The sequence below is a fragment of the Vibrio sp. 03-59-1 genome (assembly GCF_013114135.1).
In the GTDB taxonomy this organism is placed as follows: Bacteria; Pseudomonadota; Gammaproteobacteria; order Enterobacterales; family Vibrionaceae; genus Vibrio; species Vibrio cortegadensis.
On record NZ_VTYA01000006.1, the window covers coordinates 114,219 to 131,619 of the forward strand.

General features: G+C 41.7%; 15 protein-coding genes. 8 read left to right on the plus strand and 7 right to left on the minus strand.

Annotated elements, in window-relative coordinates; genetic code table 11:
• Nucleotides 1–52: 52 nt before the first annotated feature.
• The 3 genes from F0249_RS07905 to F0249_RS07915 are packed head-to-tail and all read left to right on the plus strand — an operon-like array spanning nucleotide 53 to nucleotide 2,465.
• Nucleotides 53–814: a 5-oxoprolinase subunit PxpA gene (locus F0249_RS07905; protein ID WP_171756399.1), complete on the plus strand. Its 762-nt coding sequence runs from the start codon at nucleotides 53–55 to the stop codon at nucleotides 812–814.
• 11 nt (nucleotides 815–825) lie between these two features.
• Nucleotides 826–1,539, plus strand: a complete 714-nt coding sequence (locus F0249_RS07910) for an allophanate hydrolase subunit 1 (RefSeq protein ID WP_017053217.1) — start codon at nucleotides 826–828, stop codon at nucleotides 1,537–1,539.
• Nucleotides 1,536–2,465 (plus strand): biotin-dependent carboxyltransferase family protein, encoded by a 930-nt coding sequence (locus tag F0249_RS07915; RefSeq protein ID WP_171756322.1) that lies wholly within the window; start codon nucleotides 1,536–1,538, stop codon nucleotides 2,463–2,465. The genes F0249_RS07910 and F0249_RS07915 overlap by 4 nt, the downstream gene beginning before the upstream one ends.
• 104 nt (nucleotides 2,466–2,569) lie before the next feature.
• Here F0249_RS07915 and F0249_RS07920 read toward each other — a convergent pair whose 3' ends face one another.
• The 3 genes from F0249_RS07920 to F0249_RS07930 form a co-directional block, all read right to left on the minus strand.
• Complete coding sequence (locus F0249_RS07920; protein ID WP_171756323.1) at nucleotides 2,570–4,030, minus strand: FAD-dependent oxidoreductase; 1,461 nt, start codon at nucleotides 4,028–4,030, stop codon at nucleotides 2,570–2,572.
• Nucleotides 4,031–4,356: 326 nt separating this feature from the next.
• Entirely contained in the window at nucleotides 4,357–6,798 is a 2,442-nt protein-coding gene (locus tag F0249_RS07925) for an ABC transporter permease (protein ID WP_171756324.1), read from the minus strand.
• On the minus strand, nucleotides 6,785–7,474 hold the full coding sequence (locus F0249_RS07930) for an ABC transporter ATP-binding protein (RefSeq protein ID WP_171756325.1): 690 nt from the start codon (nucleotides 7,472–7,474) through the stop codon (nucleotides 6,785–6,787). The genes F0249_RS07925 and F0249_RS07930 overlap by 14 nt, the downstream gene beginning before the upstream one ends.
• Here F0249_RS07930 and F0249_RS07935 point away from each other — a divergent pair.
• The 4 genes from F0249_RS07935 (at nucleotide 7,473) to F0249_RS07950 (ending at nucleotide 13,282) form a co-directional block, all read left to right on the plus strand.
• Nucleotides 7,473–8,123 (plus strand): arylesterase, encoded by a 651-nt coding sequence (locus tag F0249_RS07935; RefSeq protein ID WP_171756326.1) that lies wholly within the window; start codon nucleotides 7,473–7,475, stop codon nucleotides 8,121–8,123. The two genes, F0249_RS07930 and F0249_RS07935, sit on opposite strands and share 2 nt — an antisense overlap.
• Nucleotides 8,124–8,214: 91 nt before the next feature.
• The gene (fabV, locus tag F0249_RS07940) at nucleotides 8,215–9,411 is read left to right on the plus strand and encodes an enoyl-ACP reductase FabV (protein WP_171756327.1); all 1,197 of its coding nucleotides are present in this window, start codon (nucleotides 8,215–8,217) and stop codon (nucleotides 9,409–9,411) included.
• A gap of 213 nt (nucleotides 9,412–9,624) precedes the next feature.
• Nucleotides 9,625–11,535 carry an EAL domain-containing protein gene (locus F0249_RS07945; protein ID WP_171756328.1) on the plus strand — a complete coding sequence of 637 codons (1,911 nt, stop codon included), beginning with the start codon at nucleotides 9,625–9,627 and terminating at the stop codon, nucleotides 11,533–11,535.
• Nucleotides 11,536–11,620: 85 nt separating this feature from the next.
• Nucleotides 11,621–13,282, plus strand: coding sequence for an ABC-ATPase domain-containing protein (locus F0249_RS07950; protein WP_171756329.1), 1,662 nt, complete (start codon nucleotides 11,621–11,623; stop codon nucleotides 13,280–13,282).
• Nucleotides 13,283–13,513: 231 nt separating this feature from the next.
• Here the strand turns inward: F0249_RS07950 and F0249_RS07955 are convergent, their stop codons facing one another.
• Both F0249_RS07955 and F0249_RS07960 read right to left on the minus strand, forming a co-directional pair.
• A complete protein-coding gene (locus tag F0249_RS07955) occupies nucleotides 13,514–14,131 on the minus strand; it encodes a DNA-J related domain-containing protein (RefSeq protein WP_171756330.1) in 618 nt (205 codons plus the stop codon).
• Between the two features lie 185 nt (nucleotides 14,132–14,316).
• On the minus strand, nucleotides 14,317–15,156 hold the full coding sequence (locus tag F0249_RS07960) for an isopenicillin N synthase family oxygenase (RefSeq protein WP_017051244.1): 840 nt from the start codon (nucleotides 15,154–15,156) through the stop codon (nucleotides 14,317–14,319).
• A gap of 260 nt (nucleotides 15,157–15,416) precedes the next feature.
• On the opposite strand from F0249_RS07960, the gene F0249_RS07965 reads away from it, so the two are divergent.
• Entirely contained in the window at nucleotides 15,417–16,037 is a 621-nt protein-coding gene (locus F0249_RS07965; RefSeq protein ID WP_017051243.1) for a DUF2238 domain-containing protein, read from the plus strand.
• Nucleotides 16,038–16,092: 55 nt separating this feature from the next.
• Here F0249_RS07965 and cutA read toward each other — a convergent pair whose 3' ends face one another.
• Both cutA and F0249_RS07975 read right to left on the minus strand, forming a co-directional pair.
• Complete coding sequence (cutA, locus tag F0249_RS07970; protein WP_113798046.1) at nucleotides 16,093–16,413, minus strand: divalent-cation tolerance protein CutA; 321 nt, start codon at nucleotides 16,411–16,413, stop codon at nucleotides 16,093–16,095.
• Complete coding sequence (locus tag F0249_RS07975) at nucleotides 16,410–17,336, minus strand: LysR family transcriptional regulator (RefSeq protein ID WP_171756331.1); 927 nt, start codon at nucleotides 17,334–17,336, stop codon at nucleotides 16,410–16,412. Before F0249_RS07975 ends, cutA begins: the two co-directional genes overlap by 4 nt.
• Nucleotides 17,337–17,401 lie beyond the last annotated feature (65 nt).

Consider the following 17,401-nt stretch of genomic DNA (forward strand, 5'->3'; position numbering starts at 1 on the left):
GGGGATCACAGACAACGAAATCCAAATAGAGCAACGTGAATCAACTGTAAAAATGCGAGTGTTAATCTCCTTGAATAGACCAAAGATAACGTTAAATTGTGACATGGGTGAAAGCTACGGACATTGGACAATGGGGGCTGATGAACAAATCATGCCTTGGATTGATATGGCCAATATTGCTTGTGGATTTCATGCTTCAGATCCCCAAGTAATGGCAAAAACCATAGCATTAGCAAAACACTACCACGTTGATGTTGGTGCTCATCCCGCTTACCAAGATTTGCAAGGGTTTGGCCGACGTTCCATCCCCCACACGTGCGCGCAAATTACCGAATTGGTGGCTTATCAAGTGGGCGCGTTACTCGGTATCGCAAAGCTTAAAAGTGCGAAGATAAAATACGTAAAACCCCATGGCGCTCTTTATAACGATATGATCGCAGACAAGGCGATATTTGAAGCGATTGTAGAAGCCGTTTCTCTTTTTGGTTTACCCCTTATGACGCTTGCGACACCAAACAATCAAATTTATCTCGATATTGCAGATAAATACGATGTTCCACTCCTTTTCGAAGCTTTCGCGGATCGCGCATATCAAACGAACGGCTCACTTGTACCAAGAAATCAAACAGGTGCGGTTTATCATAATGCGGATGATATTTTTAACCAAGCGATGCAGTTATCCAATTACGGTAGCGTAACCACATTGAGTGGCGAAACATTACAATTAGAAGTAGATACGCTCTGTGTGCATGGAGATAATCCCGCGTCCATTGCACTGATTCAAAGATTAAGCCAAGCACTCACACAAACGTAAGGAGGAGTGATTTGCGACCTGATTCCTATACCATCAACCCCGTTGCCGAATGCAGTGTTATGCTGCGATTTGAATTACCCATAACGGCCCAATCACTCGCGCTGGTTGGTTATACCGCGAATTTAATTCGTTATCAGTTTCAAACGTCGATAATGAACGTTACCCCATCGTACTGTTCCATTTTAGTTGATTATCTACCTTACCGAATTTCAGAATCTCAAATCATCGCTCAGTTACACGAGTTGATGTTAAACACAGATGAACATCAACCCTCAAAACTTAGCCCCAAAACCATCACCCTTCCGACCTACTATTCGCATAGAGTTGGCCCTGACATCAGCCGATACGAAAGTATTGGAATCACTCTTGAAACTCTGATTGAGCTACATACCTCTGAAGTCTATTCGGTTAGCGCCATAGGCTTCGCTCCTAGCTTTGCTTTTTTGTCTGGGCTAAATGAGAAATTAAAGCTACCAAGGTTAGAAACGCCACGCGTGTATGTTCAAAAAGGCAGTGTTGGTATTGCTGATAGACAGACCGCGGTGTATCCAAATCATTCTCCTGGTGGATGGAATATCATTGGCAATTGCCCACTTGAATTATACCGCCCAGACTCAGCTGAAATTTGCCCATTTAATATCGGTGATAGCGTTAAATTTGAATCCATTGATGAATCGACATTCTTATCATTAGGCGGTGTGATTAAAGAGGCTGACAAACAATGAACACGATAAAAATCAATAAACCAGGCCAGCTTAGCTTAATTCAAGACTTCGGGCGCTTTGGCCTATCACAACACGGCATCACACAAGGTGGCCCTGTTGATGACTATGCGTATAGTTGGGCAAATTATTTATTGGGAAATACTGTCAATTTAGCCACCCTAGAAATTACTCTCGGTCAGGCTGAGTTTCAGGTTCAAAATGACTGCCTTCTTGCTATTTGTGGTGGTGATCTCCAAGCAAAGCTTGATGGAGTGGCGATTGATAATTGGAGTAGTTTTGCGGCTTACAAAGGACAAATGCTCACTTTTGGGCTTCCAATCAATGGACTGAGAAGTTATCTGGCCATCAAAGGAGGATTCATTACCCCAGCTCAATTAGGCAGTTGCTCTACCGTTGTGAGGGATAAACTCGGAGGTGTCCATTTTGATGGTTTGCCCCTTAGATCTGACGATGAATTGCATTTTCATCTTCATGAAGTCAAAAATTTTAAGCCCGTTAGCCTCACATTTCGATTCAAACCAGACTACAACTTACCCTTAAATTTACGAGTCATTGAAGGCTACCAATGTGATGACTTTTCGGCTAAAGCGAAGAATAGTTTTTATTCGAATAAGTTTACGGTGGATCAAAACTCAGATCGCATGGGTTATCGATTATCTGGAACGATGATATCTACACCTTACAATGGAATACTATCAGAAGGGATCGCTCTCGGGGCGGTTCAAGTTCCAAGCGATGGACATCCAATAATCTTACTTAATGATAGACAAACGATTGGTGGCTACCCGAAACTAGGCTGTGTCGCAAGAATTGACTTACCCCGACTAGCACAAGCGAAACCGGGACAACAAGTTCAATTTACTCGTGGTGATCGGCTTGGATTACAGGATGTATGGTGTCAGTGGGCAAATTTCTTTGGATACTAAGAAACAATGAAACGAATGGGTCACTACCATTAGCACTCTTGAAAGAGTTTCAAGTTAAGATAATGGATAGAAAGGCAAATGGCTTACTATCCATTTGATTATATTTAACTATTTTGGGATTTAACCCCTGATATTTTCGCTAAAGATTGTGGGTAATGACGTTCCTTTGCAAGTTGCAGAGCCCTCTCTTCAACCTCATGGCGAGATAAATCACAAGTGACAGGGTAACTGGACGGTAAGGTTTCATCGCCTTCAAATCCTAATGAATCAAACCAGAATGTCGAAATTTTACGTGCAGCTTCAAGTGCTGAAGACGCTTTTACGACCTCGATTCTGGCATACCTTTCACCTTCAAACGAAACGTCCGCCGCACGTAAACTCGGATCACTTCCCGGAATTTGTTGAGCTCCGAATAACGGTTTTCCAGCTACCGTTGAACTCATATATGAAGGTATAAACTGACTCATATGCTCTATCGCACTTGTAGAGCGCTGATGAATAACCTCGTTAGACCAACCGGAATTGATCTTTTTAAGTAAACGCTTTGGTAGTTGAGGTTGAGATGATGATGAGTCGGAGGTCACAAGCCCATCCTCAAACAGAGTGATCCCTTCTGTCATACCATGCAATTGGAAATACCCATCAGCATAAGGTGTTAATTGGGCCATGCCCTGTGGTGTACCTCTTGGCCCGTGGAATATAACCTCTGGCCATTCATCACTGCAATCTGGCCAATGAGTTACGTAGGCTGCTTTGAATTCAACTAACCGATCTCTTTGCTTTCCTAAATAGTCGTCAATTTTTCCAGTTTCAAAACCGCTCGCATTGATCAGAAAATCCGCTTCAAAAGTAGAAGTGTGACCAGATACTTGCTCATAAGAGAGCGTCCAATGGTCTTGGTTCCATTGAGCGTTAGTCAGCGACGTTTCTGTCATCACAGTGCAATTAGGGTTTCTTTCTAGTGCAATGTTTGCTGTTGCTGATAGACGAAATACACTCATCCCAAACTCTTGAACCGCGACAACTGGATACTTTAGAGCGCTTAAATCTGTGTATTGAGCGAAAGGAATGACCCAGTCATCGATCGATCGGGGCTGTTTAGGTTGGGTTTTTAGGGCTAATTCCTGCAAATCCGACAATGAGTAAAGCTTATAATAATCTTTCGGATCGCCAAGAACCTGATTATCAATACTCTCCTCGACGAGTGATTGGTACGCATTTGCAACACTTTTCAAACGTGGCAGGAGTTCATTAGGGTCGCCACTATCAGAATGAGGAACTGCAATAACGGTTGGTCGGATATTCAGCGAATGCGGATAAAGACGAACCGTTTCAATTGATTGACGAAGTAACTCAAGGCACTGCTGTTCAGATATCTCACGATACAAATTGCCACCCGCATGTAAGTGACATATTGGTGGGCCATTTACTAAGCTTGGGCCTTTCTCTAGTAAAGTGACATCTAATCCCATCTCAGACAAATGAATTGCTGCTGTAGAGCCGGCAATTCCACCTCCAATGATTGCAATTTTACGCTTAGGGTGAATCTTAGTATTCAATATCATGAGCTTAACTATATGATTTATAGGCTGTGGTCAGTAAAAATCAACCAGATTATGAGCAGTGCGTATTCTACTGAGTAAACGAGAAGAATAAAAACACATTTTGATTAAGGGATTAGTTTCTCATTATTATTTACTAGAACAAAAATACTAAAATTTCTTCTTGACTCATTTATCCAGCCTAATTAATTCAGTCCATAAATGAAAGCAAATTGAGTGTAACTCTTGTAGATTGAGGCTTAGCGAGGATTGATAGATTTACAAATTCAAGTTATCCCAAATGTTATCCACCGTTTTTGTGGATAACTGGGATAACTTATTCATTAATGTTAGCTGATCCCTTTATTTACGGGGGTTAACAAGCGCTTAATAAGAGAATTAACCACCACAGCAAGGGTAATAAAAGTGATAACTGGTAAAACTATCCACAATAATGGATGAAATTTAGGTGTCAGCTCAAATCCATAATTCATTAAACTAGCCACACTCAACTCAGCCCCCAAACTGGCAACGAGACCTGCAACGAGCGCCATCAAACCATATTCACTCCAAATAGTTTGAGTGATACGTTTTTTACTCGCTCCTAAGGTTCGATACAAGCGGATTTCCTGCTGTCTTTGAGACAAGCTCAGCCTTAATAAAGTAAATATTAACAATAGGCCTGCAATCACCCCTAAACCAGCAAGTACGGTAATGGACCAGATGATTTGAGTAAGAAGCGACTGTATCTTTTCTCCCATCATTCTTATATCCATAAGGCTCACGGTTGGATGCTCTCTAGATAGTTGCTGTAACAGAGCCTGATCACTCTCTTCTGCTCGAAAACTGACTAACCAAGTTGATGGAATAGATTGCAGAAGATCTGGAGTGAAAATGAAATAGAAATTCGGCTTCATCACTCGCCACTCAACCGCACGAATAGAGTTAACTGTCGCGATAACCGTCTGACTATTTATGACGAAAGTAAGCTCATCACCGAGCTGTATGCCTAAATCTTCAGCCACTTCAGACTCGACAGAAACACCTTTAGTTGACGTCCACTCCCCTGCAATCACGTCGTTATAAACAGGTAATTGATCTCCCCAAGTAAAGTTCAATTCTCGGCTGAGAACATCCGTCTCTTCTTCGTTTTCATTTTGGCTTTTCGCTGGTTTTGCATTAACTTCTGAAAGTCTGCCCCGAATGATGGGAAAGGCTTGAGAGCGATCAATATGTTGCTCATCAAGTGCCGCAAGATAAGCCTCTTTCTCATATGGCGCAATGTTTAGGGCGAAGGCATTCGGCGCATCTGCAGGTAATGTCTGTTGCCAATCGGCAAGTAGATCCGTTCGAACCAACCAAATTACTGACAAAAGCATAAGTGACAGTGCAAGTGCTCCAAACTGAAGTCCACTGGCGGTTGAAGAGCGGTTGATGCGGCTTAACGCTAACTTCATTGATGTCGATAACGGTAATTTCACCATCGTCTTTGTTATTCCGATGCTAAGCAGCGCAAGGACGATAAACAATACAAAGATGCCACCAATAACAATCCAAACCAGAGAATTGGAGCCATAAGCAAAGATCATAGGGACAACCGGAACCAGTAACAACAACCAGTGCTTATAATCTGTTGTGGCTTGATTATCAGGCTGCATAACATTCATTGCGGAAGTATTAAGCAAGCCGAGAAGCGGAATACCAAGAGCAGGCACGCCAATCGCAACACTTGCTAACACTGAGATCAATGCAGGTTTGTAGCCATACTCTGGAAGTGGTGTCGGCAGTAGATCAGAGAGTGGGATCCTAAGAAGCATTTCAAGGCCAACACCAATCGCTAATCCTAAAACAACGCCAATCACTAATAACAGAATAACTTGGATAATGAGCCAACGAGCGATCCACCCTTGACTTGCCCCAATGCTTTTTAACATCGCAATTGTTTGTCTACGACTGGCAACGTAATGCTGACAAGTTAGTACAAGCGTTGTCGCGGCCATGATAATCACAATCGCAACCGTTAATGATAAATACTGCTTTGTTCTATTAAATACTTCGTTAGTTCGGCTTGTTGTATTTTGGTCACGCCATCGATCACTGGGCGTCAATTCAATACTCTCTTGAATTCGCAAAATAGCATCACTGTCACCCGCTAGAAATAGTCGGTGTTGAACCCGGCTTCCGAGTTGAATTGCCCCTGTCTTTTCGATGTCGTCCATATTGATTAGTGCCGTAGGCATCTGTTGGAACGGGTTAAAACTGAGCCCAGGTTCTTGTACGATTCGACCACTGACTAAAAAATCCGCGTCACCAACCGTGACATTGTCACCGATTGATACGTTTAACTGTGCAAAAATTCTTTCATCTAACCAAAGTTCTCCTTGCTTCACCTTATTTTGTTGATCCGCTTGGCTTCCCAAAATCAGCTCACCAAGCAATGGATAATTACTTTCCACGGCTTTGACGGTGATCAGTTGCATCCCATTATCACTGAATGCCATGGTGGCAAATCGAGTAAGCTCGGAAGTTTCAAGACCTTCAACTAGACTCTGTGCAATCAGGACGTCTGGAATTGGATTTGCAGAAACAAAGACGCTATCTGCGGTCAACGCATCTTTGCCCTGCTTCACGATTACCTGTTCCATTCTTTCTGCTAGAGCTGATAATGCAAAAATACACGCAATGATTAGTGTTAGTGCAATAGAGATCGGCCACAACTGACCATGACGGATTTCCTCAGAACTCCAAGAGAATAGTCGACGATTCAACTTCGCTCCCTTAGCCTTGATCATGATTGAACTCCTCAAGGACACCATTTTTCATATGAAGTGTTCTATCACATCGTTTTGATAATTCTAGATCGTGAGTCACTAGAACTAGCGTCGTCCCGTGCTGCTGATTCAACTCAAACAGTAACTCAATCACTTTCGCTGCGGTTTGCTGGTCCAAATTACCTGTAGGTTCATCGGCAAACAGGATCTTAGGTTTAATCATAAAGGCGCGAGCTAAAGCGACACGTTGCTGCTCTCCTCCCGATAATTGAGAAGGCAAGTGGTCGACACGCTCAGACAGGCCAACAGATGCTAATAGCGCCAATGCTCGCTCAGTATCTTCCTCTTCTCCTTTTAGCAGACAAGGTAGAGTGACATTGCCTAATGCAGTTAGACTAGGGATCAACAAAAAGCTCTGAAACACAAACCCAATCGATTCGCTTCTGATTGCGGCTCTCGCTTCATCGGTTAACGTGGATAAAGGTTTACCGAGTAAATGGATTTCACCAGCTGTGGGCGTGTCTAGCCCCGCAAGCAGGGTCATAAGAGTGGACTTACCGGCCCCTGAGGTACCAACAATCGCAACAGACTCGCCACTTAAGATTTCAAGGTTAACGTCATCTAATATTGTTAAATGCTCTTGATTAGTAGAGACTAGTTTTGAAACAGATTTGGCTTTAATAATGGATGTATGCATGACTCGACTATTTTCCTTTTTTTTAATTGTTCTACTTTCTAGTAATGCTGTTGCTTCTAATTCACAAAGTAACACTCTTCTTGTACTTGGGGATAGCTTAAGTGCGGGCTATCAAATGGCGATTGAAGATAGTTGGCCTAGCCTTCTTCCAAACGAGCTACAAAAGCAAGCTTCGTTAACCAACAACCAACCGGTTACTGTGATTAACGGCAGTATCTCTGGTGATACAACAGGTAATGGGTTAGCTCGCTTGCCTGAGTTACTTAATCAACATAAACCTAACTGGGTCATTATTGAGCTAGGTGCTAATGACGGCTTACGCGGATTTCCTCCTCAGTTAATTAAAAAGAACCTCACATCATTGATTCAAATGAGTAAAGATGCAGGTGCTCATATTGCATTAATGCAGATTCAAGTGCCACCTAACTATGGCAAGCGATATAGCAAAGCGTTTTACGAAATCTACCCTGCAATAGCAGAAGAGCAATCCGTCCCTCTACTCCCATTTTTTCTTGAGTATGTGATTCAACAACCCTCTTGGATGATGAATGACGGACTTCACCCGAAACCGATCGCACAGCCGTGGATAGCTCGATTTGTTGCGCAAGAATTAGTTAACATTCCAGATTTTACTGGTTTAGCTCAATAAAGTTTACAAAGCTTTACGATATTCTGAATTCATAACGCGGCTTAAAGTCTACAAATAGAGTCGGAAACGCTAGCGAATTTAGGATAAAAATATGCTCATCAAACCAGTAATTAAAGGGGTTGTTGCACGGTCAGCCCATCCGTATGGCTGTGAAGAATCCATCAAGCAGCAGATCCAATATGTTAAAAATGCAGAACAGATTGTTGATGGCCCTAAACGTGTTCTAATTATTGGCGCATCATCCGGTTTTGGCTTAGCTTCTCGTATTGCCGCAACCTTTGGCGGAAGCAAAGCAGATACAATTGGTGTCTCATTTGAAAGAGGACCATCGGAGAAAGGCGTTGGTACTGCTGGTTGGTACAACAATATATTCTTCAAGCAGCAAGCAGAACATGAAGGCCGCGTTGCCGTTAATATTGTCGGTGATGCATTTTCAAATACCGTTCAAGAGCAAGTGATCGAGGCGATAGAGACATATTTTGAAGGTGAAGTAGATTTAGTCATTTACAGCTTAGCCGCTGGCGTTAGACCAAAAGATAATGGTGAGTTTTGGCGCTCTGCAATAAAACCTATAGGTGACAATGTCACGGGTTCATCGATTGATTTAGAAACAGACCAATGGATAGAAGCTGAAATTGAAGCGGCATCGGAAGAAGAAGCGGATGCCACCGTTAAAGTCATGGGGGGTGAGGATTGGGAGCGTTGGATTGACACCTTGATCAACACCGAGTCTATTGCTCAAGGTTGCCAAACTATCGCATTTTCTTACATCGGCCCTGAAGTCACCCACCCTATTTATCTCGACGGAACATTGGGCCGGGCCAAAATCGATTTACACCAAACTAGCCATTCGCTGAATTTAAAACTCGCTAACTTTGATGGTGGTGCTTACGCAACGGTTTGTAAGGCTCTAGTGACAAAGGCGAGCGTTTTCATTCCGGGGTTAAGCCCATACATTTTGGCTCTATACCAAGTAATGAAAGAAAAAGGGACACACGAAGGTTGTATCGAACAGATGCAACGCCTTTTCTCAAGTAAGTTATTCGGTCAAGATAAAGTCCCTGTAGATGGTGAGCGTCTGTTAAGAATGGATGACAAAGAGCTTGATCCTGAAACACAGCATGAAGTTTCACAATTATTGTCAAAAATGAATGAGACTAACTTTGCCGAGATTGGGGATTATCGTGGATTTAAACATGAATTCATGCAACTTAACGGCTTTTCCTTTGCCAATATAGATTATTCCAAACCGATTTCGATGGGAGATCTTGAACTGCTAGAGCCTTAACATATATCTTAAGGTGTTAATTTATAATGTCTTCTTATTTTTAAGACAATATCAAATGGTTAAGGTCCCAATATTTATTTGGGACTTTTTTTTGTTACATTGAATAACCCTTCGTATACTTAGGGTATATTGTTCAGATTATCAATATATGATGAATATCATCAAGCCTAGGAAGGGTTTGCAATACATAACAATAAGGATATCCATAACGATATGACAAGAATCAATACGCAAGAGTTGTCAATTCCTGAGAACATGCAGCTTGGCTGGCAGAATATTGTGGATTTATTAGCCGAAATTATCTCTGTACCTTCGGCGCTGATCATGCGAGTTCATCCTAAGCACATTGAAGTGTTCTGTCGAAGCAACTCTCCCGAAAACCCTTACTTAACTGGTGATAGCGAGTCACTGGGTAAGGGGCTCTATTGTGAAACCGTCATTAATTCAAATTCAGAACTGCTTGTGCCCAACGCCCTTAAAGATGATAAATGGAAATCAAACCCTGATATTGCCCTCGGTATGATTTCGTATTGCGGGATCCCATTGAACTGGCCAAATGGCGATGCTTTCGGCACCATCTGTGTTTTAGACAGCAAAGAAAATCATTACTCTCCTATGTATCGTGAATTGTTAGAAAGCTTTCGAATTTCTATCGAATCGCAACTCACAACACTCTATCAACATGCGAAACTACTTTGTCTCAATGATGAACTCAAATACCGAGTAAAAACCAGAACAAAGGACTTAGCCAGTCTAAACTACTCACTTAATCAAGAAATCGATAAGCGTAAAGCCGCTGAACAACAGATCTCATACCAAAAAAGCCATGACTCTGGCACCGGATTCTTAAACAGAAACGCTTTTGAAACTGAACTTGATAAGTTGATGAAAAATCGAGTTGGGAACACCTCTGAGATTGCAGTGATACATATTGGTTTTACTAATGGGCGGCGTATTCAAGCCAAGTATGGCTACCATGCCTTCGACGAGGTATTAAAACGCTATCGTGATCATATTGGTGGAATCGACCTTATAGAAACAATCACCGCGAGACCAACATCAATCGACCTTGCTATCGCAATAAGAGCCAACGATATCTCCACGCATTTGGAGCTTTTGTGCCATAAGCTAATTGAGGTTGGGCATTCCGAGTTCTTTATTGAAAACGATAAAATCCACTTACATGCTTTTATTGGTATTGCCACTGGCAAAGATGGACAAATCGCAAGTGATGTTTTGAAACACGCCAACGAAGCGATGATCGCATGTAAAGATTCAGGCAACAAATACCGATTTTTCTCTCAATCACTGTCCGATAGTCAATCTCATATTAATCAACTTGAAAGCTACCTGTTACAAGCAGTCAGAAATGATGACCTGATGTTGTACTTCCAACCTAAGGTATGCCCTACTTCTCATAAATGGACAGGAGCAGAAGCACTTTTACGCTGGCGTCATCCGGTTCTTGGGGATATTTCTAATGAAACTCTTATTCACATGGCAGAGCAAAATGGCTTAATCTTCGAGGTCGGCAATTTTGTTTTACGAGCGGCGATTGAAAAAGCACGGGAGTGGTCAGATTATGTTGACCACTTTAAGATGGCGGTTAATGTATCAGCTATTCAGCTAAAAAATGTGCACTTTGCCGACCAGGTACAACACTTACTGGAAACTTATCACCTTCCCCCTAGTTACTTAGAACTAGAAGTGACAGAAAGCGGTTTGATTGCCGATGAAGCCGTCGCACGAAATACACTTCAAAATTTACACGATCTGGGTATTACCCTCTCTTTAGATGATTTCGGTACTGGGTATGCTTCTTTTGCGTACCTTAAAAAATTCCCGTTCGACTGCATAAAAATAGACAAGAGTTTTGTTCAGCAAATCGATAAAAGTGTTGATGATGAAGAGATTGTTCGTTCAATTGTTCAAATCGCTAAGAAATTGGATTTAAAAGTGATTATTGAAGGGGTAGAAACGCAAGAACATGAGAATTTCATCATTGATGAAGGCTGTGACATTGGTCAGGGGTATTTCTATGGAAAACCAATGACTTGCCAAGATTTCGAGCAAGGATTGATTAATCAAAACTATATCGGCTCTACTCAATTTACGTATCAATAACTAATTTGATGCAGTTTCCCTTTACTCCTAAGGTGGCGGTTTCTATAATCGCCGCCTTTATCTTTTTTAATAGGCAAATTTCGTTATGGATCAGTTGACTGCTAAGCTGAAAAAGCTTGAAAAACAGAACTATCGTGCATATCAACAGATCAAAGGTCAGTATGACTTTGGTGATTTCCAGCTTCATATCGATCATATCCAAGGCGACCCGTTTGCTTCGGCTTCTCGCTTTCGAGCGACAAGAGCATGGTCTTTAACAGGTTTAGGTTGGTTAACGGAAAAATCAGCGGCTTATCAAATCGCAGCTCGTGATTTTATTGCTCGTAGCTTTGCGGAATTTGCCAAGCAAGAAAGCAGCATCTCTATTGCCTTAACGGGACAAACGATTCTTGATAGTACTTCTGTTGTGTTTACAGAAGAAGGAATTGATATTCGATTCCGCATCAACTTACCCGCTGATGGTCGAAGCATTCTGGCTAAGAAAGCGAGCAACATTATTACGTTCTACTTGCCAAAATTTATTCGTCGTTCAACGATCGAAAGAGAGCTTAATCTTGAGGCTATGATCAAGCATTGTGAATGTGCTGAGGATCAAGAGTCAATGCGTAGCCAGTTAGCAGGCAAGCAACTGGCAGCCTTCGTTGCAAACGGTAGCGTTCTGCCACGTACTGCGGGTAATTGTGATTTTCCAATGAAAGATGCGGTTGCTTTTGTTGCCCCTTCTTCTCTTGAAGTTACATTAAACACACCTAATAAAGGTGACGTTAAAGGCCTTGGTATTCCTACAGGTATCACGCTTATTGTTGGTGGTGGCTTTCATGGTAAATCAACACTATTGAATGCGATTGAGCGTTCAATCTACAACCATATTCCTGGTGACGGTCGTGAAGGTATCGTTACAGATCGTAATGCAATGAAGATTCGTGCTGAAGACGGTCGCTGTGTCCACCACCTTAATTTATCTAATTACATTAACCACTTACCTATGGGTAAAGACACTGCTGATTTCACGACTCAAGATGCTTCAGGGTCAACCTCTCAAGCCGCTTGGTTACAAGAATCTATCGAAGCAGGTGCAACGTCTTTACTGATTGATGAAGATACGTCAGCAACGAACTTTATGATCCGTGATGAACGTATGCAAGCATTGGTAAGCAAAGGAGATGAGCCAATCACTCCGTTAGTTGATCGTATTGGTCAATTACGAGATGAGCTGAATATTTCAACCATGGTGGTTATGGGCGGTTCAGGTGATTATCTCGATGTGGCTGATACTGTGATTCAAATGCATGATTACCAAGCGGTAGATGTCACTGAAAAAGCGAAAAAAGTCATCGAGCAGCACCCATCTCAAAGAAACAATGAGTGTGAAACTTCACTAGAAGCGTTCCAACCTCGTAGCTTGTTTTGTAATGCTCTGATGAACATCCTTGTTGATGGTAAGTTCCGCGTAACCGCAAAAGGAAAAGACTCTTTACGTTTTGGTAAAGAGTTTACTGATTTGAGTGCGTTGGAGCAGTTAGAGTCAAGCTCTGAAGTCAATGCTATCGGTTGGACTTGGTTCCAAATGGCTCAACATGCTGGCTGGCAAGAGAACCCATCTCAAGAGATCAATCGACTTCTCTCTGATGATTGGCACCAAACTATGCCTAATGTTGGTGATTTAGCAAAGCCACGCACACTAGATGTAATGGCCGCTCTAAACCGTATGCGCAAATCTCAATTTAAATCAAGTGATAACCAGTAAACAAATATCGAACGGCTTAGACAAAACTTAAGCAAACCTGTTGTTAAAGCTCTTGGTTCTTAGCTCTTAGCTCTTAGCTCTTAGCTCTTAGCAAAATAGCAATAAGCTAAACGCCAGTTTTGCTGTCAATTATCTTCTGTAAGATATAAAAAAGAGTGATATGTCGGTTGATTGAAACCACATATCACTCTTTTTTTATCTTTTACACCGCCAAAGTGACAGGGTCGCGTTCTAGTGACGTAATATATTCCATGCCTCACACAATACCCTGAACCTTTCAGCATTGCCGTGTTCTCTATCGGGATGCCACTTCAACGCAAGACGACGCCATTTTTTACGAATTTGAATTTGAGTAGAGTCATGTGAAAGTTCAAACAGGCGCAGCGCTTTTTCTCTGTCCATATCTGAGCCGTTAGTACTCCCGACAGATTGGCGGTAACGAGTCCAAAACTCATTCAGTAACCGCTTCACTTCTCCCTCGTTAGCCTCATAGTTTATCCAATGCGTATAGTAATCTCGTAGAGGATCATTAAGATCAATCTCATGTAAATGTGACTGCGTACCGGACATCAACTCAATACTCATCGCTTCAACTTGCAACCAGTTGTCTGGGTAGAGCGTCTCTTGAAGTTGATAAAGTGCATTCATGATTAAAAAGTTTTTTTTAAACAAATCCTTCTCAGGACTATCATCGAGAACAGGAATATAACCAAGTTCACTCAGGTGAGATGCTAACGTATGTACTTTCCATCCCGAAGGCTGTTTTTTCAGCTCTTCAAGCATGGGCCATAACAGAGGGTTTTCCATATAGGTTTGAAACGTGGCTTTGATCTCTTGGTTTTCTTGCATGAGGCTCTTAAAGAATGGCGATACACAGCTTAATTCAAATCCAATTGAGCCGATTTGTCGAGTAACTATTACATTGTTACTCGACTTCTTGAACTGTACGACAAAAAAATCGCCCATTAACTGAGCGATTGAAATTAACTTGATTGTCGCACACCACTAAAATGTGAATACGACTTATATTTTGACTAAATCACGCCTAATTCACGTAAGCGTTCCATTAAATAACTGTCTGCTGTGTAACGCTCAGACAAAACCACTTCAGGTTTAGGATGTAAGAAAAGCGGTAATGAAATTCGAGAATGCTCTTGGCGTTCACCTGATGGGTTAATCACACGGTGAGTGGTGGATGGGAAGTAACCACCCGATGCTTCTTGCAGCATATCACCAATGTTAATGATCAAATTACCGAAATCACACGGCACATCAAGCCATTCATTCTCTTGAGTTTTTACTTGTAGTCCAGGCTCATTTGACGCAGGAAGTACCGTTAATAAATTGATGTCTTCATGAGCGGCAGCGCGAATTGCACCAGGTTCTTCATCACCTGTCATTGGTGGGTAATGAAGAATACGCAGCAACGTTTTATCACTGCCATTGATCATTTCAGAAAGCGCAATGGAAAACTTCTCTTGTACTTCTTTGGGTGCATGAGCTTCTACCCAGCCAAGTAACTCTTCCGCAAACGCGTTAGCACGAGCGTAGTAATCTAAAATTTGCTCTTTTAGCTGTTCCGGTATTTGTCCCCAAGGATAAACATGGAAATACTCTTTGATATCTTTAACGGTATGGCCCTTTGCCACTTCAGATACTGACGGTGGAAAGTAGCCGTCTTGTGTTGCAGGGTTAAAGGTAAAGTTATTTTTTTCTTCTGAATTAAAGAACGTTTGCCAATTCTCATAAATTGACTCAACAAGTTCTTTCGGGATCGGGTGATTTTTCAGTACACCAAATCCAGTTTCACGTAGTGATTTGACAAATTGCTCTGCTGCATCATCAGCAAGGTAATCAACGGTTTCCAATTTCATGACTTTATACTTTCTTGTTATATGGTTGAGCCGTCGATTTTATGAGTGACAACAATGTAAATCAAACTTTAATGAAATGATGTGAATTGTTAGATTAAATAGTGTGCGAAAAGGAACAATTTAAACATAATTCGTACATACTGATTGAATGAAATATTAAATACAATTGAACAGTGTTTTAAATTATATCACGATACATGAAAGCACGCTTTATATGTGCATAAGATCATAAATCCAGCTTCAGCAATTCAGGATAAACAATGCCCACACAATCCATTCTAAAAAATAAAGCACTTTACTATCTAACGGTTATCTATTCGGTAATATTTATTTTTTCGGCCTATTCACCCCATTCACGAGCGGTTTGGTTCGCTGAAATCATCCCGGCTTTGGGTATTCTCGGGGTAATTTTCTGGGCATCAACTAAGCTTACTTTTAGCCGAACCGCTTATTTTTTGATGTTTATTTGGCTTGGACTGCATACCATCGGGGCAAAATATACCTTTTCCGAAGTTCCATTCGATTGGTTTAACCAACTTATCGGCTCCGAAAGAAACAACTTCGATCGTATCGCTCACTTCTCAATTGGTTTTTATGCCTACCCAATTGCTGAATATTTGATTAGAAAAAAGCTATGCCAACCTATATTAGCGGGGTTATTTGGTCTGTTTGCCATGATGGCAGTGGCGGCTGGATATGAAATTATTGAATGGTGGTATGCGGCGCTTGCTGGTGGAGAAGAAGGTATTGCATTTTTGGGTTCTCAAGGCGATATCTGGGACGCACAAAAGGATATGTTGTGTGATACATCCGGCGCTCTATTATCACTAATATTAATGGTGATACAACGCCGAATGGCAACCAAACCGCTATCATCGTAATAATGAACGATGAATCGTAAGCAATAAGCAATAAGCAATAAAGAGCAAACAATCGCTATTTTGTCGTTTCATCCAACCAAGCGAGATATGGATTCGAGCCATTTTCAATCGAGACTTGCACAACCTGAGGAACATCATAATTGTGTAAGTCATTGATCATGGACTCAACTTGTTTATAAAGAGACGCTTTAGTTTTAATGATAAGAAGCGTCTCATTATCGGAACATACCTCCCCTTGCCATACGTAATGGCTTTGAATTGGCATGGTCTGGATACAAGCGGCAAGTTGATGGCTGAGCAATGATTCAATTATTTGATTCGTTTCCGCCTCTTGATTAGTTGTTGTTAGCACGATACAAAATTCCTGTGCGTTCATCCTTCACCTCTCTCCAAGCTATCTTGCTTTATTAAGTCAATAAGAAGGCTAATTTTCTCATCATCATGTCCCTGTTTCGTATAAATTCCGACATTGCCGATTTGATCTTCATTGACCAGTAACGTTTCGATCCCTTTACTCTCCATCCAACGTTGCATTTCACTGCTGTAAGGCATCACAGCGTCCGTCATGTTAAGCATATCAATGCTGGCAGGAACTGCATCCACATCGTAAATTAATCGGTTATCTTGACCATCTTTACGAATCATTTGGTGCTGAGCTAAATGGTCCGCCAGTACTGAATGGTGTCTCGCATGATCTGGAGTAACCCGTAAAAGCGGAAAATCTTTCTGGCGTTCAATAAGTTCTGTAACACTCAAATTACAGCTGAGGAGTGGATGCCCTTTGCGCACATATAACGCCTCTTTTTCCTGAAATAAAGGTTGGAAATTAACCCGGCAACGTTCATGCAACCCATTCACTTCATGACCAACAAAAAGATCAATATCACCTTGAACAAGATGATGAATCAGCGAAAGGTTATTACCAAATTCAAGATGAAAAGCACACCCCGGAGATTGATCTTGATACGTTTTAACTGAAGATCGAACAAATCGCTCCCACCAAGCTTCACCTGTACCTAATTTGATTTTACCAAAATGGCGCTGCTGCATATCGGTGAACTTATGCATCAAGTGAGCGTGCTTCTCTTGCTGCTCTTGCACATGCTCCTGAAATAAACGGCCATAATTGGTTAACTCCACCCCTTTTGAGCGTCGAATGAACAAATCAACGCCGATATCTAATTCTAGCTTTTTAATTGCAGCAGTAAGTGAAGGTTGGCTTATATGCAATTTTTCCGATGCCGCTTTAATGTTTCCTTCACGTGCCACCATCAAAAAATAGCGGTAGGGCTTGTTCATTTTCACCTCTCTATACCATTAAGCCGTTGGTCGATTTGCTCAACATCACATTTCTTGTTGAACGT